Genomic DNA, 21,252 nt, shown 5'->3' with positions numbered 1-21,252 from the left:
CCGGTAGTCCACTTGCCCGGTGGCGACATCACTCCCATGCCAGGTGACCACCGGCCTTGCACGACCCGAACACGAGGTGTGTGATCGGAGACACAGTCGGTCGCCGGGAGCTCGCAGGGAGTACTCATGGGCACGAAGCAAAGCGGCACAGTAGGAGGGCCGGCGATACCGGCCCCCTCAGATCCCGCGAAGATCCGCAACGTAGTGCTGGTCGGCCCGTCGGCCGCCGGCAAGACCACGCTCGCCGAGGCGATGCTGGCCGCCACCTCGACGATTCCCAGACCGGGCAAGGTCACCGAGGGCACCACGGTGTGCGACCACGAGCCCGCCTCGATCGAGCAGCAGCGGTCCATCGGCCTGGCCATCGCGCCGATGAACCACGGCGACGTCAAGATCAACCTGATCGACACGCCCGGCTACGCGGACTTCGTCGGCGAGCTGCGCGCCGGGCTGCGCGCGGCGGACGCCGCCCTGTTCGTCGTCTCGGCGACCGAAGGCGTCGATGCCGCGACCCGCGCGATCTGGCAGGAGTGCGCCGCGGTCGGCATGCCGCGAGCCGTGCTCATCGCCCGGCTGGACCAGCCGCGCGCCGACTTCGACACCGCGCTGCTGAGCTGCCAGGACGCGTTCGGCTCCGGCGTGCTGCCGCTGTACCTGCCGCACTTCGACTCCGACGGCGAGTTCTTCGGCCTGATCGGCCTGCTCACCGAGCAGATCTACGAGCTCGGCGGCACCGTCTCGGCCGACGAGCGGCTGCGCGAGCAGATCGACCGGCCGCGCGGCGAGCTCATCGAGGCGATCATCGCCGAGAGCGAGGACGAGTCGCTGATGGACCGGTACCTCAACGGCGAGCAGATCGACGAGGACACGCTGATCGCCGACCTGGAGAAGGCCGTGGCGAAGGGCGGCCTGCACCCGGTGCTGCCGGTGTGCGCGCTGACCGGGGTCGGCATCCACGAGGTGCTCGAAGGCATCCGGCGCGGCTTCCCGTCGCCGCTGGAGCACCCGCTGCCGGAGTTCACCGACCCGCAGGGCCGCGATCCGCACCCGCTCACCCCGGCCCCGGCGGGGCCGCTGGCGGCCGAAGTGGTGCACACCTCGGTCGACTCGTACGTGGGACGCGTGTCGCTGGCTCGGGTGTTCTCCGGCACGATGCGCCCGGAGCGCCCGGTGCACGTCTCCGGGCACGGGATGGCGGAGCGCGGGCACCCGGACCACGACGAGGACGAACGGGTGGCGCACCTCTACTCGCCGCTGGGCGTGAACCTGCGCGAGGTGTCGCACTGCATCGCGGGCGACCTGTGCGCGCTGACCAAGATCGGCTCGGCCGAGACCGGCGACACGCTGTCCGATCCGTCCGACCCGCTGCTGCTCAAGCCGTGGCCGATGCCGGAACCGCTGCTGCCGATCGCGGTCACCGCGCACACCCGCAGCGACGAGGACGCGCTGGCGCGCAACCTCAACCGGCTGATCGCCGCCGACCCGAGCCTGCGGCTGGAACGCGACAGCGAGACGCACCAGCTGGTGCTGTGGTGCATGGGCGAGGCGCACGCGGAGGTGGTGCTGCAACGCCTGCGCGAGGGCGGCGCCGAGGTCGACACGGTGCCGGTGCGGGTGCCCCTGCGGCAGACCTTCGCCCAGCCCGCCAAGGGCCACGGGCGGCACGTCAAGCAGTCCGGCGGGCACGGCCAGTACGCGGTGTGCGACATCGAGGTGGAGCCGCTGCCGCGCGGTTCCGGCATCGAGTTCACCGAGCGCGTGGTCGGCGGCGCGGTGCCGCGGCAGTTCATCCCGAGCGTGGAGAAGGGCGTGCGGGCGCAGATCGAGAAGGGCATCAACGAGGGCGCCCCGCTGGTGGACGTGCGGGTCACGCTGGTGGACGGCAAGGCGCACAGCGTCGACTCCTCCGACGCGGCGTTCCAGGCGGCGGGCGCGCTGGCGCTCAAGGCCGCCGCCGAGCAGGCGGGGCTGGTCACGCTGGAGCCGGTCGACGAGGTCGCGGTCCGCATTCCCGACGAGCACCTCGGGGCGGTGCTGGGCGACCTGTCCAGCCGGCGCGGCAAGGTCGTCGGCACGGAGCCGGAGGACAGCGGGTGGACCGTGGTGCGCGCGCACGTGCCCGCGAGCGAGCTCGTGCGCTACACGGTGAACGTGCGGTCGCTGAGCTCCGGCAGCGCGACCTTCACGCGGCAGTTCGAGAGCTACGAGCCGATGCCGGAGTCCCTCGTCCCGCAGAAGTGACCACCCGGACGTGTGGTCCCGCAATTTCAATGGAAATCAGACCTTCGATTTCCATTGAAATTGCGGCGAACCGCCGACGGCGGGGCCGGGTCAGCGGTTGCGGTAGGAGGTGTGCACCGCGATCAGCCGTTGGGCGATCGTGACGAGCGACAGGGCCACGAGCAGCCAGACGGCGACGTCCAGCACGTACGGCACGCCCAGGCCGTGCAGGCCGGTGCCGACCAGGACCACGAGGAACCGCTCGGCCCGCTCCGCGAGGCCGCCGTCGGCGCTGAGGCCGTTGGCCTCCGCGCGCGCCTTCACGTAGGAGATCACCTGGGCGCTCACCAGGCAGATCAGCAACGCCAGGCCGCGCAGGTGGTTCACGTCGACGACCAGCGCCCACCACACCAGCGCGCCGAACAACGCGCCGTCGACCAGCCGGTCGCAGCTCGCGTCCAGCACGCCGCCGAACCGCGTCGCCTTGCCGCCGGCCCGCGCCATCGCACCGTCGAGGATGTCGAAGAGCAGGAACACCGCGACCACCACGGTGCCCACGAACAGCTGGCCGCGCGGGAAGAACCACATCGCCGCCCCGGCGCTGGCGACCGTGCCGGTCACCGTGACCGCGTTCGGCGACAGCCCGAGGCGGACCAACCCCGCGCCGATCGGGTCGGTCAGTCGCGAAATGGAAGCCCGCGCGAAGATGTTGAGCATTGCGTGAAGTGTCAGCCGCCTGTGCACCGAGTGTCGTTTCCTGCAGATTAGCCGCAGCTGATCAATCGCACGGCAGATGTGCGGGAACAGCCGGGTGCCGTGACGGCGAACACAGGCGGAATAATTGAACTTTCAATCTTGTTCTTCGGGCGAGACTTCCACCTCGTTCACCCCTGGAGGCAGCATGACCGCAACCGCGCAGATCCCCGGCTACGTCGCGGGCACCTGGGACATCGACACCGTGCACTCGGACATCCAGTTCACCGTGCGGCACATGGGCGTCGGCAAGTCCCGTGGCCGGTTCGGCGCGTTCCAGGGCGAGATCGTCACCGCGGCCGACCCGCTGGAGTCGACCGTCACCGCCACCATCGACGCCGCGTCGATCGACACCGGCAACGCCGACCGCGACGCGCACGTGCGCAACGCCGACTTCCTCGACGTGGAGCAGTTCCCCACCGCGACCTTCCGCTCCACCGGCGTCCGCCAGGACGGCGAGGACTTCGTGATCGACGGCGAGTTCACCCTGCACGGCGTCACCAAGCCCGTGTCGCTGGAGACCGAGCTGGGCGGCTTCACCGAGGACGGCCTGCTGGGCCTGTCGGCCAAGGTGGTCCTCAACCGCACCGACTTCGGCGTCGGCCCGGCCGGCGGCGCGATGGTCGGCGAGAAGATCACCATCACGCTCGACATCGAGGCCAGGCTCCGCGGCTGAGCCTGCCCGCAAGACCACGACGAGGGCCCGGGGAACACGTCCCCGGGCCCTCGCTCCGTCCAATTTTAGGCAAAATGGAACCCACCTCGCTGTGGCCGTGCGGGAAGCTCCCAATTTTAGGCAAAATCGGGAGCCTTCGTCCGTGCGCTGGGTTTCCCAATTTTAGGCAAAATCGGGAAACCCAGGGCTCAGTCCACTTCGGACCAGGCGGTGGCCAGCAGCCGGCGGGTCTCGCCGAGCAGCTGCGGCAGCACCTTCGTGTGGCCGATGACCGGCATGAAGTTCGAGTCGCCGCCCCAGCGGGGCACCACGTGCTGGTGCAGGTGCGCAGCGATGCCCGCCCCCGCCACCGGCCCCTGGTTGAGCCCGATGTTGAACCCGTGCGGCGCGGAAACCCGCCGGATCACCCGCATCGCCCGCTGCGTGTACTCCGCGACCGCCACCGTCTCCGCCGCGCTGAGCTCGGTGTAGTCGGCCACGTGCCGGTACGGCAGCACCATCAGGTGCCCAGGGTTGTACGGGTACAGGTTGAGGATCGCGAAGACCAGCTCGTCGCGCGCGACGATCAGCGTCTCGTCGTCCGGCTGCCCCGACTCGAGCAGCCGGCAGAACGGGCAGCCGTCGCTGTCGTCGCCTTCCGGCTTGTTCTCGCCCTGGATGTAGGCCATCCGGTGCGGGGTCCACAGCCGCTGCAACGCGTCCGGCACCCCGACACCCGACTGCTCGGTCAGCTCCACGCCCTCCGGGCCGCGAACTCCGCTCACGCCCGCTCCGCCTGGAAGTTCTCCGCGGTCGGCGAGGCGTTCTCGCGGCGCCCGATCCAGTCCTCCAGCGCGGCCACCGCGGCGTCCACCGGCACGCCGTTGATCTGGCTGCCGTCGCGGAACCGGAACGACACCGCGTCGGCCTCCACGTCCTTGCCGCCGGCCAGCAGCAGGAACGGCACCTTCTGCGTGGTGTGGGTGCGGATCTTCTTCTGCATGCGGTCGTCGCTGGTGTCGACGTCGATGCGGATTCCCTTGGCGCGCAACGTCTTCGCCACCCGCTGCAGGTGCTCGACGTGCTCGTCGGCGATCGGGATGCCGACCACCTGCACCGGCGCCAGCCAGGCCGGGAAGGCACCCGCGTAGTGCTCGGTCAGCACGCCGAAGAACCGCTCGATCGAGCCGAACAGCGCGCGGTGGATCTTGATCGGCCGCTGCTTGCTGCCGTCGGGCGCGGTGTACTCCAGGTTGAACAGCTCCGGCAGGTGGTAGTCGACCTGGATGGTCGACATCTGCCAGCTGCGGCCCAGCGCGTCCTTGGTCTGCACGGAGATCTTCGGGCCGTAGAAGGCCGCACCGCCCGGGTCGGGCACCAGTTCCAGTCCGGAGTCCTCGGCAGCCGTGCGCAGCGCCTCGGTGGCCACCGCCCAGCTCTCGTCGCTGCCGACGTACTTCTCCTCGTTGCGGGTCGACAGCTCGAGGTAGAAGTCCTCCAGGCCGTAGTCGCGCAGCAGGTCCAGCACGAAGGCCAGCAGCGACTTCAGCTCGTCCTGCAGCTGGTCCGGGGTGCAGTAGATGTGCGCGTCGTCCTGCGTCATGCCGCGCACCCGGGTCAGCCCGTGCACCACCCCGGACTTCTCGTACCGGTAGACCGAGCCGAACTCGAACAGCCGCAGCGGCAGCTCCCGGTAGGAGCGCCCGCGCGAGCGGTAGATCAGGTTGTGGAACGGGCAGTTCATCGGCTTGAGGTAGTAGTCGACGCCGGGCTTGCGCAGCTCGCCGTCGGCGTCCCGCTCCTCGTCGAGGTGCATCGCCGGGAACATGCCGTCCCGGTACCACTCCAGATGCCGGGAGGTCTTGAACAGAGTGTCCTTGGTGATGTGCGGGCTGTAGACGAACTCGTAGTCGGCCTGTTCGTGCCGCTTCCGCGAGTAGTCCTCCAGCTCGCGCCGGATGATGCCGCCCTTGGGGTGGAACACGGGCAGCCCGGAACCGATCTCGTCCGGGAACGAGAACAGGTCCAGCTCCGCACCGAGCCGCCGGTGGTCGCGGCGCTCGGCCTCGGCCAGCCACTCCAGGTGCTCGTCGAGCTTCTCCTTGGACTCCCAGGCCGTGCCGTAGACCCGCTGCAGCTGCTGGTTGTTCTGGTCGCCCCGCCAGTACGCGGCAGCCACCCGCATCAGCTTGACCGCCGGGATGAACCGGGTGTGCGGCACGTGCGGGCCGCGGCACAGGTCGCCCCAGGCGACCTCGCCGTGCCGGTCGATGTTGTCGTAGACGGTCAGCTCGCCGCCGCCGACCTCCATCACCTCACTGGTGTCCACATCGGACTTGATGTCCACCAGCTCCAGCTTGTACGGCTCGTTCGCCAGCTCCTCCTTGGCGGCCTCGACCGACTCCAGGCGGCGGCGGGAGAACTTCTGCCCGGACTTGATGATCTGCTTCATGCGCTTCTCCAGCGCCTGCAGGTCTTCCGGGGTGAACGGGCGGTCGACGTCGAAGTCGTAGTAGAAGCCGTCCCGGACCGGCGGGCCGATGCCCAGCTTCGCGTCGGGGAAGAGGTTCTGCACCGCCTGGGCCAGCACGTGCGCCGCGGAGTGCCGGATGACGCTGCGGCCGTCCTCGGTGTCGGCGGCGACCGCCTCCACCTCGACGTCGGCGTCCGGCGCCCACGCGAGGTCGCGCAGGTCGCCCTCGGCGTCGCGGACCACCACGATCGCGTCCGGCCCCTTCGACGGCAGCCCTGCCTCGGCGACCGCCGCGCCCGCAGTAGTGCCCGCCGGAACCTTCACCCGGAGAGCTTGTTGAGCTTGGGAAGGCTGTACGGACACGATCACTCCTAGGCTGGGCCGGCCGCGGACCGGCGCGGATACTCTTCGGATACCGATGCTATCGGCCAGTCGCGACCCGTTTTCGGCCGCTCCCCGCAGCGGCGCAGGTAGCGGTGGGATCCCCGGCACGCGTCTGCCCGCGCGGACGACTTCTGAGAACCCGCGGCGGCGCGAGGTGCGCGCGTGGCGGAAAAGGGAGCGTGGTTCACGCCACTGCGGCCGAGCAGGCTGCCCGCGACGTTCAGCTCCTCGCCGCGACGAACTGCTCGATCTCCAAGGCCGAAGCGCGGTCCCCCGCGTAGGGGCCCTGGACCTTGCTGACGCCGAGCTCGCGCAGCCGGTCGGCCTGCAGCTCGGTGCGCACGCCGGTGGCGAGCGCCGGCAGCCCCAGCAGCTGCGCGCCGCCGACCGCGGCGAGGACCAGGTGCCGGTCCAGCGGGTCCGGGCCGTCCGGATCGGCCAGGCTCGCCAGGTGCGGCCCGTCGATGCGCACCCCGGCCAGCGGCAGGCCGCGCAGCCGGCCCAGCCGCGCGTAGTCGTCGCCGAACTCGTAGACCACCAGCTTGATGCCCATGTCGGCGAAGATCTCCAGGGTGTCGACCGGGTCGCCCTGGTGGTCGAACAGGGCCGACTCCGGCAGCCCCAGCGCCAGCGCGCCCGGCGGCAGCCCGGTGTGCCGCAGGATCTCCTGCACGTCGGCGACGAGCTCGGGGTCGCGGCAGTGCCGCAGCGACAGGTTCACCGTGGGCACCGGCGCGTCCGCGCCGAGCTGCCGCACCCAGCGCGCCGCGTGCTCGCACACCTGCTCCAGCGCCCAGCTGCCGAGCCGGACGATCAGCCCGGTCTCCTCGGCCAGCCCGAGGAACTGCTCGTCGCCAAGCTCGCCGAACTCCGCGTGGTCCCAGCGCACGGCCGCGGCGGCGCCCGCCAGCGCCCCGGTGGCCAGGTCCGAGATCGGCTCGTACTCGACGAACAGCTCGTTCTGGTCCACGGCCGCGGGCAGCTCCGCCGAGAGCCTGAACCGGTCGCGCGCCTCGGCGTTGCGCTCGGGGTCGAACAGCACCCACTGCGCGCGGCCGTCGCTCTTGGCCCGGTAGAGGGTGATGTCGGCGTCCCGCAGCAGCGCCTCGGCGTCGGTGCCGGCCACCTCTCGCTCCACGACGCCGACGCTGGCCGAAGCGCGGAGCTCGTGCGCGCCGATCAGCACCGGCCGGGTGATCTCCCGCAGCAGGCGTTCCACCAGGTCGATCACCGGCCCGGCCCCGGACGCGTCGGGCACCAGCACCACGAACTCGTCGCCGCCCATCCGCGCCGCTTCGGCACCGGCCTCGGCGGCCAGCGCTTCGAGGCGCTGCGCGACCTGCCGCAGCAGCCGGTCGCCGATCGGGTGGCCGAGGCTGTCGTTGACCGCCTTGAACCCGTCGAGGTCGAAGTAGCACAGCCCGACCCGGCGATCCGGGCGGTTCGGTTCCAGCGCGGCGGCCAGGCTCGACTCCAGCTTGGTGCGGTTGCCCAGGCCGGTCAGCGGGTCCCGGACGGCCTGCCGGCGGAAGTGCTCCTGGAGCATGTGCCGGTCGGTGATGTCCTCGTAGAGCAGCACGAGGTAGTCCGGTTCGCCGCGGGCATCGCGGACCAGCGACCCGGACAGCTGGGTCCACACGTGCGAGCCGTTGGGCTCGGTGAAGCGGATGTCCAGGAAGTCCTGGTCGGTGTCGCCCGTGGCCAGCTTGGCGACGGTGTCGGCGAGCTTGATCAGCCAGCCCTCGTCGGCCAGCTCGTACACCGTGCCGCCGACGAGCTCACCCGCCGGCCGCCGGAAGATCCGCGTCAGCGCCGGGTTGGTCTCCTCGATCACCCCGTCCAGCGTGACGATCGCGATGCCCAGCGCCGACGCCGTGAACACTGCCCGCGAGCGCGCCTCGCTGGCGCGCAGCGCCTCCTCCGCCGTGTCGCGGGCGTCGGAGACGGCGCGCTGGATCACCTCCTGCTCGCACAGCGTCTGCTCCCGCAGCGCACCGGCGTACCCGGCGGCCAGCTCGCCGAGCACTGCGGTCAGCCTCGCCGGCTCGGCCTCGCGGAACTGCGGGAGTTCCGCGGCGAGGTGCCGCAGCGTGCGCGCCAGGGCCATCGAGTTGGTGAGGTGCGCGCCGACGAGCCGCTCGCCGACGTCGCGCGCGGCCGCCACCCCGCCGCCGTCGAGCGCGCCCAGCAGTTCCTCGAAGCACTTGCCCAGGAAGGCTTCGAGATCGCGGCGGCCCATCGGGACGTAGCTGGTGTTGATGATCTGGCCGGCCCACTGCCGGACCACTTCGTCCGCTCGTGGCTGCCCGTCCGCCGGTCCCCCCATACCTGGCATCCGGGTCACACCTTGCGCCCCACGGCGCCGTAGACGATCGACCGCGCCGGGTTCTCCCACACGTCGTCCGCGGTGTCGGGGCGCCAGTCGGGCACGTAGACCACGCCCGGCTCGACGAGCTCGAAGTCGTCGAGCATCCCGGCCACCTCGTCGCGGGTGCGCAGGGTGACGGGGTTGGTGCTGCTCTTGTACAGCTCGACCAGACCCTGGACGCCTTCCGGGTAGTGGTCGCCGGTGACGTGGGAGAAGCCGAGGTAGCTGCCGGCCGGCAACCGGTCGTAGTAGTGGCGGATGACCTCGTGGGGCTTGCTGCTGTCCGGGACGAAGTGCACGAGCGCGACCATCATGACCGCGATGGGCTGGGAGAAGTCGAGCAGCCGCTGGGTCTCCGGCGCGTCCAGGACGTCCTCGACGTCGATCAGATCGGCTTGCACGATCGTGGCGTTCTTATTGTCGCCGAGGATCGACCGGCTGTGCGCGACGGCGACCGGCTCGTTGTCGACGTAGACCACGCGGGTGCCCGGGTCGACGGCCTGGGCGATCTCGTGCACGTTGCCCGCGGTGGGGATGCCGGATCCGATGTCCAGGAACTGCCGCACGCCCTGGTCCAGGCAGTACCGGACCGCGCGGCGCAGGAACGCGCGGTTGTTCACCGCGACCTCCTGCACGTTGGGCACGACCTCCATCACCTTGCGGCCGAGCTCGCGGTCGACGGCGAAGTTGTGCGCTCCGCCCAAGTAGAAGTCGTAGCACCTCGCGGCACTGGGCTTCTCCAGGTCGACGCCTTCGGGTATCCAGTCCGGCCGCTGCATCCGCGGGACCTCCAAGCTCGGTCTTCCGGCACCCCGAGGCACGGCCGTGATCAGGATCATCTGGAACGTTCGAGTTCGACGTCGCCGCGACCGGAGCGTTTGATCAAGCGGCGATCCTACTGTCACGCAGGGCGTCTAGTCACGCACTCAGCGTCGCCGCTCCAGGGCCCGCGGAACCGGTATGACCATTGTCACCGTCCGCATCGCGGGATCCGGGGTAAGGGATACCTAAGCTGGTGGGGTCTTGGTGGACGGCCACCGGGCCCAGTCGTGGCCAGCAAGCAAGCGCCGCCATCCGGCCGACCCCCGTTCGGCCCGGAGCGGGCGCAGGAGGAGATTGAATGACTCGCCCACTGCGGGTAGCGATCGTCGGGGCCGGACCGGCCGGCGTGTACGCCGCCGACATCCTGACCAAGTCCGAGACGCCGGTCGAGATCGACCTGCTGGACCGGATGCCCGCGCCCTACGGCCTGATCCGCTACGGCGTGGCCCCCGACCACCCGCGCATCAAGGGCATCGTCAGCGCCCTGCACCGGGTGCTGGAGAAGCCCGGGATCCGGTTCGTCGGGCACGTCGACTACGGCGTGGACGTCAAGCTGGACGACCTGCGCCACCACTACGACGCGATCATCTTCGCCACCGGCGCGGACAAGGACCGGGCGCTGGGCATCCCGGGCATCGACCTGCCGCACAGCTACGGCGCGGCCGACTTCGTCTACTGGTACGACGGCTACCCGGAGGCCCCGCGCGACTGGACGCTGGACGGCGAGAAGGTCGCCGTGATCGGCGCCGGCAACGTGGCGCTGGACGTGGCCCGGGTGCTGGCGAAGCAGGCCGACGACCTGCTGAGCACCGAGATCCCGGAGAACGTGCACGCGGGCCTGAAGGACTCCCGGGTCACCGACGTGCACCTGTTCGCCCGCCGCGGCCCGGCGCAGGCGAAGTTCACCCCGCTGGAACTGCGCGAGCTCGACCACCAGGCCGACGTGGAGATCATCGTGCACCCCGAGGGCTTCGAGCTCGACGAGGCCAGCGAGGAGGCGATCCGCACCAACAACCAGGTGAAGACGATCGTCAAGACGCTGCAGGACTGGGCGCTGCGGGACCCGAAGCACGACACCGCGCGGCGGCTGCACCTGCACTTCCTGCGGTCGCCGGTCGAGGTGCAGGGCACCGACCGGGTCGAGGGCTTCAAGGTCGAGGTCATGGAGCTCACCGGTGACGGCAACGTGCGCGGCACCGGCGAGTACGAGACCTACCCGGTGCAGCAGGTCTACCGCGCGGTCGGCTACCTGAGCTCGCCGCTGGCGGACATCCCGTTCGACCACGGCACCGGCACGGTGCCCAACGCCGGCGGCCGGGTGCTGGACCTGGACGGCGAGCACATCCCGGGCGTCTACGCGACCGGCTGGATCAAGCGCGGACCGGTGGGCCTGATCGGCCACACCAAGGGCGACGCGCTGGAGACGATCAACAACCTGCTCGCCGACCTGCCGACGATGCCGCAGGCGGAGGAGCCGGCGAACGACAGCATCCTGCGGCTGCTCGAAGAGCGCGGCGTGGAGTACACGACGTGGGAGGGCTGGGGCCGCCTGGACGCGCACGAGAAGGCGCTGGGCGAGGCCCAGGGCCGCGAGCGCGTCAAGGTCGTGCCGCGCGAGGAGATGGTGCAGATCTCCCGCGCCGAGTGATCTTTTCGGCCTGAGGGGCGTGCTTCGCCGAGCAGGTGGGCAAAGCACGCCCCTCACTCATTTCGCTCACTCATATGGCGAGGCGCGACAACCGGGGAGTTGGTTTCCCAGCAGATTCGGTTCGAAAAGTTCTACATCGCGCGCGTTACGATCGAATCGCTTCCGCGCGTCTTCGGCGAGATCGATTTGTTTAGCTCTGGAAGCCAGACTTACGCGACATCGTGGGGAATCTGCGCAACATGCTGGAGGCCCTCCCGAAGCTGTTCCCCGCCTACGACTACACCTCGTTCTGGGAAGGTCTGGCAGCACGGCTGTGGGGACGCCGCCCGGTCAGGGCTGCGACCAACTCGCCCCGTCCCGCACCGGGCACCCGGCGCACATCCGCCGAACGGGTGGCGCTCGTAGACTTGACAACGTCCGCAATTTCGCCGGAATTCACTATCCGAATCGACTAATTGAGTGAAATTTGCGGGCGCGCCCCGGGCGGCCGAACTCGCATCCCTATTGTCCGAAGCATGATCCCCACCGAGCCAATTGGCAGCATTCCCCGGCCGCGCGCACTTCAAACAGCCATCGCCGAGCACGCAGAAGGACGAATAGGCGACGCAGAACTGGCGAAACTGCAGGAGCAGGCCGTCGCCGACACGTTGGCCAAGCTGGAAGCGTTGGGCTGCCCCGTTCTGGTGGACGGAGAACAGGGCAAGCCGAGCTTCGTCACCTACCCGCTCGCCGGACTCGGCACCCTCGCCCCGGACGGCGTGGTCATCCCCTTCGCCGACGGGCACACCCGGCAATTGCCCCACCTGACCTCGGGGCCGTTCCGCTACCAGGCCCACGCCGAGGCGTACCTGCGCAACGCCCGGAGCCACACCGACCTCCCGATCAAGCAGGCGGTCATCGCACCGTCCGCGCTCAGCTTGCTCTACCCGGCGGAGCCCATCGGCGACTACTCCCGCGAGACGTTTCGCCGCGACCTCGCAGACGAGGCCGAGGCCGACATCCGCGGCTGCCTGGGTGCAGGCGCGTACTGCGTCCAACTGGACTTCACCGAGGGTCGGCTGTCGCTCAAGCTGGACCCTTCGGGCGGACTGCTCGACGACTTCATCGCCTTCAACAACGAGGTGCTGGGCCGGTTCGGGCCGGACGAACGCGCCCGGCTCGGTGTGCACACCTGCCCTGGCGGGGACCAGGACTCCGCCCACAGCCTGGACGTGGACTACGCGGACCTGCTGCCCAAGCTCTTCCGCATGCAGGTCGGCAACTTCTACGTCCAGCTGGCGAGCGAGGCCGACCCCGAACGCGTGCTCCGCATCATCGCCGACCAACTGCGTCCGGGGATACGGGTGTTCGTCGGCGTGACCGACCCGATCGACCCGGTCACCGAGACGCCGGAGCAGGTGCGTGACCGCGTGCTGCTCGCAGCTCGCTACATCCCGGTGGACCAGCTGGGCACCTGCGACGACTGCGGTTTCTCGCCCTTCGCGGATGACACCTCCACCTCTCGCGATCTCGCCTTCGCCAAGATCGACGCACGGGTGAGGGGAACCGCGCTGGCCGCCCAGGCCCTCGGCCTGTGATGCCCCGCTCCTCTTGATGCACTCGTGGCCGCAGCGTGCGGGCCGGCTGCCGTTCAACGGCGAGCCGGCCTCACTGGGTGCGTGATTTCGAACGTCGTCCGACCTGTCGTTTATCGGGCGTACTACGGTGTTGGTGACCGCACTCGCAACGCGCAAAGGATGGGCACGTTGACCGCGACCGAGATCCCGGACACCACCCGAGCCGAACTCGACACCGTCCTGCAGCGGGCCGCTGACGCCGCCGAGGCCTTCGGCGCGCAGCCGCCCGCCGCCCGCGCCCGGCAGCTCCGCACCATCGCCGACGCGCTCGACGCCGCGTCCGGCGAGCTGGTGCCGCTGGCGATGGCCGAGTCCAACCTGTCCGAGGGGCGGTTGACCGGGGAGCTCAAGCGCACCACGTTCCAGCTGCGGCTGTTCGCCGAGGTCCTGGACGAGGGCCGCTACCTGCAGGCCACCCTGGACCGCGCGGACGCCGGATTCCCGTTGGGCGCCAAGCCGGACCTGCGCCGCATCCTGCAGCCCGTCGGCCCGGTCCTGGTGTTCGCGGCGAGCAACTTCCCGTTCGCGTTCTCCGTCGCCGGCGGCGACACGGCGTCGGCGCTCGCGGCGGGCTGCCCGGTGGTGCTCAAGGGCCACCCCGGGCATCCGCAGTTGTCCGTGCGCACCGGCGAGATCATCGTTGAGGCCTTGCGGTCCGCCGGGGCTCCGGACGGTGCGTTCGCCGTCGTGCTGGGCTTCGAGGTCGGCACCGCGGCGCTGCAGGACCCGCGGATCAAGGCCGCGGCTTTCACCGGCTCGGTCCCGGCGGGTCGCGCGCTGTTCGACATCGCCAACTCGCGGCCGACGCCGATCCCGTTCTTCGGCGAGCTCGGCAGCCTGAACCCGGTGTTCGTCACGCCCGGCGCGGTGCGCGCCCGCGGCGAGGAGATCGCCAAGGGCTACGTGACGTCGTACTCGGGCAACGCCGGGCAGCTGTGCACCAAGCCGGGACTGCTGTTCCTGCCCGCCGACCACGGCCTGGACGAGACGCTGGCGGCGGAGTCGAAGACCGTCGCGGCGCACAAGCTGCTCAACGAGCGACTGCACGAGGGCTACTGCGGGCGGCGGGCAGCCGTCACCGAGGTGCCGGGCGTGCGGGTGCTGGCGGAAGGCAGCGCGGACGACGGCGCAGTGCCGACGCTGCTGGCCACCGACGTCGAGACGCTCCTGGCGAATCGCGAGGCGCTGCTCGAGGAAGTCTTCGGCCCGCTGTCCATTGTGGTCACCTACGCCTCGGAGGACGACGCGCGGCGCGCGGCCGAGGCGTTCGAGGGCAACCTCACGGCGACGCTGCACTCCGAGCCGGACGACACGGAGTTCGCGGCGACCCTGGTGAGCCGCCTGCGCGAGCGCGCGGGCCGGGTGCTGTTCAACGGCTGGCCGACCGGTGTGGCGGTGTCGCCGGCGATGCAGCACGGCGGCCCGTACCCGGCGACGACGGACGCCCGCTTCACCTCGGTGGGCACGGCGTCGATCGACCGATTCCTGCGCCCGGTGACGTACCAGAACGTCCCGCAGAACCTCCTCCCCGAGGCGCTGCGCGACGAAAACCCCTGGGGAATCCCGCAAACCGTGCACGAACCGAAGTAACCGGTCGCGCAGAGCGGGCACGCCACCTGGCGTGGGCGGAGCGGTGATTTCGCGCGAAATCACCGCTCCGCACGCTTAACAAGTGTCGATTTCGCGCGAAATCACCCCAGTGTCAGCCCAATCTGCGCGGGTTAACCCGCCGCTCGTAGCACGCGATGGTGACCGAAGCCGTCGGGGTGAGGGGTTTCGGGAGGGCGGCGATGCGGGCGCGGAGGTCTTCGGGGTCGGCGTGCCAGGCGCTGGGGCCCATCGCCACCACCGACTCCGCCTCTTCCGGCGCCAGCGACAGGCCGAACTCGCACGTCTCCTGCTCGACCAGGTCGAAGTGGTCGGCCAATTGTTCGGTGAGCCGCTCCTGCTTGCGCTCGTCCACGTTCAGCAGGCCGAGCGCCGACACCAGGCCACCGAGGTGGCCCGGGTTCGGGACGACCACCACCAGCCGGCCACCGGGGCGCAGCACGCGGTGCATCTCCGCCGCGTTGCGCGGCGCGAAGACGTTCAGCACCGCCGACGCCGCGCCGCTGCGCACCGGCAGCGTTCGCCAAGCGTCGGCCACCGCGGCACCCATGCGCGGGTGGGCCTTCGCCGCGCGGCGGCAGGCGAACTTGGAGACATCCAGCGCGACCCCGACTCGGTCCGAACCCGCCAGGGCCCGGGCGAGGTAGTAGCCCGTACCGGCGCCGATGTCGACGACGCAGCCGTCGAGCGGGGCCACCGCCGATGCCACCGCGTCGGCGATCGGCGCGTAGTGACCCGCCTCGAGGAACTCCGCTCGCGCCGCGACCATCGCCGCCGTGTCACCGACGACCTTCGTCCCGCCCGGCAGCAGGCTCACGTAGCCCTGGCGCGCGATGTCGAACACATGGTTCGCCGTGCAGCACAGGCTGTTCCCGGCCCTGTTCAGGTCCGCACCGCAGTGCGGACAGGCCAGCACCGCCACCACGTCGTCCAGCAAGCTCGCCTCCACACCGTCGGTACGAGATTCTAGGAGCCGTCCACCGGCAGGGATGGTGGGGAGGATGTGGGACTGGTTCTCGGCTCCCGACTACTGGGCCGCGCGGTTCGCGGTGCAGCACCTCCTCGCGGTCGGATACCTGGTGGCCTTCGCTTGCGCGCTGCGCCAGTTCCGGGGCCTGCTGGGCGAACGCGGCCTCACGCCGATCCCCCGGTTCCTGGCGCGCGTGCCGTTCCGCGGCGCGCCGAGCCTTTTCCACCTGCACTACTCCGACCGGTTCTTCGCGGGCGTCTGCTGGGTCGGCATCGCCGGCAGCGTGCTGGCGCTGGTCGTCGACTTCGCACCGTTGTGGGTGTGGATCGTGCTGTGGCTGGTGTTGTGGCTGCTGTACCTGTCGATCGTCAACGTCGGGCAGGTCTGGTACTCCTTCGGCTGGGAATCGCTGCTGCTGGAGGCCGGATTCCTGGCGATCTTCCTCGGGCCCGGTTCCCTCGCGCCGCCCGCGCCGGTGCTGTGGCTGCTCACCTGGCTGCTGTTCCGCCTGGAGTTCGGCGCCGGGCTGATCAAGCTGCGCGGCGACTCCTGCTGGCGCGACTTCACCGCGCTGTACTACCACCACGAGACGCAGCCGATGCCCGGCCCGCTCAGCCGCTGGTTCCACGGGCTGCCGCGCCCGCTGCACAAGGTCGAGGTCGCGGCCAACCACGGCACGCAGCTGGTGGTGCCGTTCGTGCTGTTCGCGCCGCAGCCGGCCGCCACGGTGGCCGCGCTGGTCGTCGTGGTCACGCAGGGCTGGCTGATGCTCAGCGGAAACTTCGCGTGGCTGAACTGGCTGACCATCACGCTGGCCTTCTCGGCGATGGGCTCGTGGCTGCTGCGCTGGGTGACGCCGGAACCGCCGCCGCTGACCGCGCCGCCGCCGTGGTTCGTGGCCGCGGTGCTCGTCGTGACGGTGGTGTTCGTGGTGCTCAGCTACTGGCCGGTGCGGAACATGCTGGGGCGGCGGCAGGTGATGAACCGCAGCTTCAACAGGCTGCACCTGGGCAACACCTACGGCGCCTTCGGCAGCGTCACGCGCACCCGCTACGAGGTGATCATCGAGGGCGCGGCCGACGCCGGCGGCGAGTGGCTGGCGTACGAGTTCAAGGGCAAGCCCGGCGACCCGCACCGGCGGCCGCCGCAGGTGGCGCCGTACCACCTCCGCCTGGACTGGCTGATGTGGTTCCTCGCGATCTCCCCCAGCTACGGCCGGCCCTGGCTGCCGAACCTGGTGAAAGCGTTGCTGCGCAACGAAGAGCACGTGCTCCGGCTGCTGCGGTACAACCCGTTCCCGGAGTCGCCGCCGCGGCTGGTCCGGGCGCAGTTCTACCGCTACCGCTGGGCGACCCGCGCCGAGCACCGCGAAACGGGCGCGTTCTGGATCCGCAGCCGCATCGGCGAGTTCATCCCACCGCTGACGCTGGAAGACCTGGCTTAGGGGTGCGCTGGGCGCCGATTTCGCGCGAAATCGGCGCTCCACGTGAGGGCGGGTTGGCGATTACGCGCGAAATCGCCAACCTGTCGGGGACCGGGGCGAGCTCTCCTGAAACGACCCCTTCGTCAGCTGCGGCCGGAGAGCTCGCCGCGCGGACCTTCGCTCAGCGATGCCGGGCGGGACCGCGCCTGCTCGTTGGGCCGGTTCCCGTAGCGCCCGGAACCGAGGGTGACCTCGCCGGTCGGGCCGGAGGAAACCTGGTGCAGGCTCGCGGAAAGATCCGCTTCCAGGCCGCCGGGCAGCTTCAGCCGGACCAGCAGCGGCAGCAGGAACCCGATCGCCACCATCGCGACGAGCACCGGCGTCAAGGTCCCGAGCAGCACGGTCGGCACCTGGTACCGCAGAAAGAACGCGCTCCAGAGCATGGCCAGCATCACCAGCGACACGGTGATCAGCGCGGTGCTGCCGACCACGCTGGAGCGGGCCCGCCGGATGCGCTGCTGCGCGAGCACCCGGACCCGGTGCGCCTCGGAGTTCCGGCTGTCGAACTCCTCCACCCGGCGCAGGTAGCGCATCGCCCGGCGGAAGTGCAGCGACGAGAGCTGCACATCTCCGCTCTCCCCGATCTTGTACGCCGCAACACCCGCCACGAAGTGCGGTTCGGCCTGGTCCGAGGCCGAGCCGATCGCCTCGCGGGCGACCGCCAGCGCCTCCAGGTAGAGGTCCTCGCCGCCGGTCGCGTCGCCCCGCTGCACCAGCAGCCGGGCCAGCTCGACCTGCAGGCGCCACTTCGGCAGGTCGCAGTCCGACCGGTCGAGCGCGTAGCGCAGCGGCTCCTCCGCGCTCACCAGGTCGCCGGAGGACCGCACCACCGAGCGGGCCAGCCCGATCGCAGCGGTTCCGTTGCCCGGAGCCAGGACCGTCGCCTGGCGGAACTGCTGCGCCGCCTGCCCGGCCCACTCGCCCGGCTCTCCGCCGTCGACGTCCCGCTGGAGGTAGACGTTGCCCAGCTCGACGTGCGCCTGCACGTCGTACCAGTCCCGCTCGACGGCCTGGTCCAGCAGCTTCTCCGCCTCGTCGAAGCGCCCGAGCTGGCTGTACAGCGCGGCGAGGTCGACGATGGGACCACCGCCGGGGACGAGTTCGACGGCGGTGCGCAGGTGGTGCTCGGCGGCGGCGTGGTCGCCGCGCCGGAAGTTCAGCACGCCCAGCAGCGCATGCGCCTCGTCGTCGCACGGGTCGTCTTCCAGAACACCGAGGCACAACCGCTCCACCTCGTCGTGCTGTGCTGTTCCCACATCGCGCAGCAGGGCGGCGGCCAGCGAAAGCCTGATTTCGTCGTCGCGCGGGTCGATCTCCAACGCCGCCCGGAAATGCCGTTGCGCCTTCTGGGTGTCGTTGCCGTGCAACGACACCCAGCCCAGGCCCAGGAGCGGGTTGATCCGCTCGCCTGGCCTGAACACGTCGTCGAGCAGCCCGGAGAAATGCTTCTCCGCCTCGGTGAACCGCCGTTGCGCGAGCTGGATCCAGCCCAGCTCGACCAGCAACGACCGGTCACGGGGATATCGCCGCAGGTAACCGAGCACGACGCGCTCCGCTTCGCGATGCCTGCGCTGCTTGCGCAGCACACCGGCCTTCAGCACGACGGCGTCCGAGCTGTACGGGCTGACCGACAGAATCTTGTCCAAACAGGACAGTGCCTGGTCCGGGCGGTTGGTGTCGGCGTAGATCTCGCTCAGCAGCCGCGGGAAGTCCAGGTCGTGGGGGAATCGCTCGATCGCGGCCAGCGTGGCCGCTTCGGCCTCCGCGGCCAGGCGCATCCGCTGCAGGGCGATGATCTCGTCCCACACCGCGACCCGGGAGTGCGGCTCCACCCGCTGCGCCCGGCGTGCCAGCCGAAGGGCGTCCTCGAACCGGCCGGCCTGGCGGAACGTCCGGCTTAGTTCCAGCAGGAGGAACCGGGAATCCGGATCCAGCGCCAACTCCTCGCGCAGCAACGCGGCGGCCTCGTCGTAACGATCGGCGATGCGCAACACCTTGACCTGGTCCTGCACGGCGACCATCGGACTGTTGCCGCCGCGGTTGCGGCGGAAGAACTCGATCGCCGCATCGACACGGCCGAGGAGCAACTCCCGCCAACCGAGTTTCCGGATGACGTCCTCGTTCTCGCCGAACTCCGCGGCCAGCCGGTCGGCGAGGGCGTCGACCTCGTCGAACCGGCGCAGCTCCATCAGTGCGTCGAAGCGCTCCAACAGGGCCGACACGTTCCCGGGATCCAGCCGCAAGGCGCGATCGGCTGTCTGGAGAGCCTCCTCGTGACGACCCTGCCGGGTGTACTCCGCGATCAGCGCCTCGCACAGGTACCACGTCTCACCGCACGCCTTGAGGCCGTCCTCCAGCGCAGCGACCGCGTCGTCGTACCGGCTCTGGCAGGACAAGGCCAGGGACAGTTCCTCGTGCAGTTCGGGGGCGGTCGGCACCTTGCGCAAGCCCGCCCGGGCGGCCTCTTCGGCTTGATCGAACCGCCTGGTCAGGCGGAGGATCAACGCCCTTGATTCCAGTGCGTCGACATGGGCCGGCGCCACGTCGAGAGTGCGCTCCACCCACTGGAGTGCGGTGTCGTAGTCCGCCCGGGACCGGTGGATCCGGCCGACCAGGTAGCGCAGTGCCGGTACGTCGGGGAACCGGCGCTGCGCGTCCTGCGCCGCGGCCAGCTCTTCGTCGTAGCGACTCAGCCGGTCGAGCAGGTTGCACCTGGCGGAGATCAGGTCGACGTTGTGCGGGTTGTCGTCCAGGAAGCGGAGGCACTCCTGCAACGCCTCCTCGTTTCGGCCCTGCGAACCGAGCACGTTGACCAAATCGAGCCGGATGTCCTCGCCGGAGGGCAACTGCCGCAGTGCGGACCGTGCCGCCTCCTCCGCATCCTCCAACCGGCCCGCGCCGCGCAGCACGCCGATCTCCACGGCGCGGGCGTACGTCCGGTACGGATCGATCCGCACCGCGGTCCGCGCCAACTCGACCGCCTCATCGTGCCGGTCCTGGGAGGTGCGCAGCCACGCGAGTTCCAGGAGCAGCCGGGGCGATTCCGGGTTCACGGCCAGGGCCGCGTCCAGCACGGTTTCGGCGTCTTCGGTCCGCTTCGCGTCCCGGAGGAACGTCGCGTGCCAGTCCGCGACGAGCGGGTTGCCCGCGGCGACCGCGACGGCCCGCTCGATGCGCTCGACGGCCAGTTCGTCCTGGCCTCGCCGGCTTGCGATCAGGGCGTGCTCGATCAGCAGGTCCGGCGAGCGCGGAAGCCGGGCGAGCGCTTCGGCGGCCGCTTGTTCGGCCGCCTCGAACCTGATCAGCAGCCTCAGGAGCGAGATCTTGCGCTCGTGCGCGAGCGCGTGCCACGGGTCGGCTTCGAGCGCGCGATCCAGGGTGCGCAACCCCGACTCGTAGCTGAGCTGCTCGATCTCCAGGTAAGCCAGCGAATCCAGGAGATCCGCCTCGTCGGGAAGCCGTCGCAGTGCTTCGCGCATCGCCGCCACGGCGGCGTCGAGCTCGCCGGCCGCATGCAATGCCAGGCATCGCCATTCGATGGCGTTGACGTCATCCGGAGCGATCGCGAGTGCCTTCTCCAGGTGCCGCATCGCGTCGTCCGGGCGCTCCATCCCCACGAGCAGGCGTCCGAGCGCCACACGGACGACCACGCCGTCCGGGAAGCGCTCAATCCCGGATTCGGCGAATTCCAGCGCCTCGTCGTAGCGGTAGTCGCGTGCCAACGCGGCGACGCGCCAGGCGTGCGCGCGTTCGGAATCCGGCTCGAGTTCGACCGCCCGCTCGAACTCGATCAACGCGGTTCCGACGGCGATCCGGTCCAGCGCCACCCGGCCCCGCAGGATGCGCAGTTCGGCGCTGTCCGCCAAGGCGAGGGCCGCGTCGGCGGCCTGTTGCGCCGCGTCGAACTCGCAGCGGCGCCGGAGCAGGTCGATGTCGCCGAGATCGCGCACTTCCCCGGAAATCTCGCTCATCCCTCACCTCGTGTCGGCCACCGGCAGTGTGCCAGCAGCGGACACCACTTCGGGGGAGGAATGCGCGGATCGGCGGGGTCAGCCCTCGGCGGCGGCCTCCAGGGCCGCGATGTCGAGCTTGCCCATGCCCAGCATCGCCCGGGTGCGGTTCAGGACCCGTGCGTACTTTGTGCTGCTCTGACGACACTAAGGGGTCGTTTCAGAATGGGGTGAGTTTGCGGGCGAGGATCATGCAGTGTCCTAGCTGGAGGAAGGCGTCGTGCATGAAGTCGTGGGCTTCC

General features: G+C 70.3%; 13 protein-coding genes. 6 read left to right on the top strand and 7 right to left on the bottom strand.

What is annotated here, in order from left to right:
* Nucleotides 1-126 precede the first annotated feature (126 nt).
* The gene (locus tag AC07EQ_RS39290; RefSeq protein ID WP_478392896.1) at nt 127-2,241 is read left to right on the top strand and encodes an elongation factor G-like protein EF-G2; all 2,115 of its coding nucleotides are present in this window, start codon (nt 127-129) and stop codon (nt 2,239-2,241) included.
* 90 nt (nt 2,242-2,331) lie between these two features.
* Here the strand turns inward: AC07EQ_RS39290 and pgsA are convergent, their stop codons facing one another.
* Nucleotides 2,332-2,937 (bottom strand): phosphatidylinositol phosphate synthase, encoded by a 606-nt coding sequence (pgsA, locus tag AC07EQ_RS39285; RefSeq protein ID WP_478392895.1) that lies wholly within the window; start codon nt 2,935-2,937, stop codon nt 2,332-2,334.
* Nucleotides 2,938-3,121: 184 nt separating this feature from the next.
* On the opposite strand from pgsA, the gene AC07EQ_RS39280 reads away from it, so the two are divergent.
* Nucleotides 3,122-3,649, top strand: coding sequence for a YceI family protein (locus tag AC07EQ_RS39280; RefSeq protein ID WP_478392894.1), 528 nt, complete (start codon nt 3,122-3,124; stop codon nt 3,647-3,649).
* A gap of 188 nt (nt 3,650-3,837) precedes the next feature.
* Here AC07EQ_RS39280 and AC07EQ_RS39275 read toward each other — a convergent pair whose 3' ends face one another.
* From AC07EQ_RS39275 to AC07EQ_RS39260, 4 genes are all read right to left on the bottom strand, one after another.
* A complete protein-coding gene (locus tag AC07EQ_RS39275; RefSeq protein ID WP_478392893.1) occupies nt 3,838-4,413 on the bottom strand; it encodes an HIT family protein in 576 nt (191 codons plus the stop codon).
* The gene (gene thrS / locus AC07EQ_RS39270) at nt 4,410-6,425 is read right to left on the bottom strand and encodes a threonine--tRNA ligase (RefSeq protein WP_478392892.1); all 2,016 of its coding nucleotides are present in this window, start codon (nt 6,423-6,425) and stop codon (nt 4,410-4,412) included. The genes AC07EQ_RS39275 and thrS overlap by 4 nt, the downstream gene beginning before the upstream one ends.
* A 280-nt stretch (nt 6,426-6,705) precedes the next feature.
* Entirely contained in the window at nt 6,706-8,811 is a 2,106-nt protein-coding gene (locus AC07EQ_RS39265; RefSeq protein ID WP_478392891.1) for a putative bifunctional diguanylate cyclase/phosphodiesterase, read from the bottom strand.
* A 14-nt stretch (nt 8,812-8,825) separates the two neighbouring features.
* Nucleotides 8,826-9,632 carry an SAM-dependent methyltransferase gene (locus AC07EQ_RS39260; RefSeq protein ID WP_478392890.1) on the bottom strand — a complete coding sequence of 269 codons (807 nt, stop codon included), beginning with the start codon at nt 9,630-9,632 and terminating at the stop codon, nt 8,826-8,828.
* Between the two features lie 341 nt (nt 9,633-9,973).
* Here AC07EQ_RS39260 and AC07EQ_RS39255 point away from each other — a divergent pair, with 341 nt between their 5' ends.
* The 3 genes from AC07EQ_RS39255 to AC07EQ_RS39245 all read left to right on the top strand — a co-directional run bounded on the left by AC07EQ_RS39255 (nt 9,974) and on the right by AC07EQ_RS39245 (nt 14,529).
* Nucleotides 9,974-11,323 carry an FAD-dependent oxidoreductase gene (locus AC07EQ_RS39255; protein WP_478392889.1) on the top strand — a complete coding sequence of 450 codons (1,350 nt, stop codon included), beginning with the start codon at nt 9,974-9,976 and terminating at the stop codon, nt 11,321-11,323.
* Between the two features lie 515 nt (nt 11,324-11,838).
* The gene (locus AC07EQ_RS39250; RefSeq protein WP_478392888.1) at nt 11,839-12,900 is read left to right on the top strand and encodes a cobalamin-independent methionine synthase II family protein; all 1,062 of its coding nucleotides are present in this window, start codon (nt 11,839-11,841) and stop codon (nt 12,898-12,900) included.
* Between the two features lie 168 nt (nt 12,901-13,068).
* Nucleotides 13,069-14,529, top strand: a complete 1,461-nt coding sequence (locus AC07EQ_RS39245; RefSeq protein WP_478392887.1) for an aldehyde dehydrogenase (NADP(+)) — start codon at nt 13,069-13,071, stop codon at nt 14,527-14,529.
* Between the two features lie 112 nt (nt 14,530-14,641).
* Here the strand turns inward: AC07EQ_RS39245 and AC07EQ_RS39240 are convergent, their stop codons facing one another.
* Nucleotides 14,642-15,484, bottom strand: a complete 843-nt coding sequence (locus AC07EQ_RS39240; RefSeq protein WP_478392886.1) for a putative RNA methyltransferase — start codon at nt 15,482-15,484, stop codon at nt 14,642-14,644.
* A gap of 64 nt (nt 15,485-15,548) precedes the next feature.
* Between AC07EQ_RS39240 and AC07EQ_RS39235 the strand changes: the two genes are divergently transcribed.
* Complete coding sequence (locus tag AC07EQ_RS39235) at nt 15,549-16,961, top strand: lipase maturation factor family protein (RefSeq protein ID WP_478392885.1); 1,413 nt, start codon at nt 15,549-15,551, stop codon at nt 16,959-16,961.
* A gap of 122 nt (nt 16,962-17,083) precedes the next feature.
* On the opposite strand, the gene AC07EQ_RS39230 is transcribed toward AC07EQ_RS39235, so the two are convergent.
* Nucleotides 17,084-20,971: a tetratricopeptide repeat protein gene (locus AC07EQ_RS39230; protein ID WP_478392884.1), complete on the bottom strand. Its 3,888-nt coding sequence runs from the start codon at nt 20,969-20,971 to the stop codon at nt 17,084-17,086.
* Nucleotides 20,972-21,252 lie beyond the last annotated feature (281 nt).

It is taken from the genome of Saccharopolyspora sp. NPDC045839 (assembly GCF_056431645.1).
This window is presented reverse-complemented; position numbering and strand designations above follow the sequence as displayed.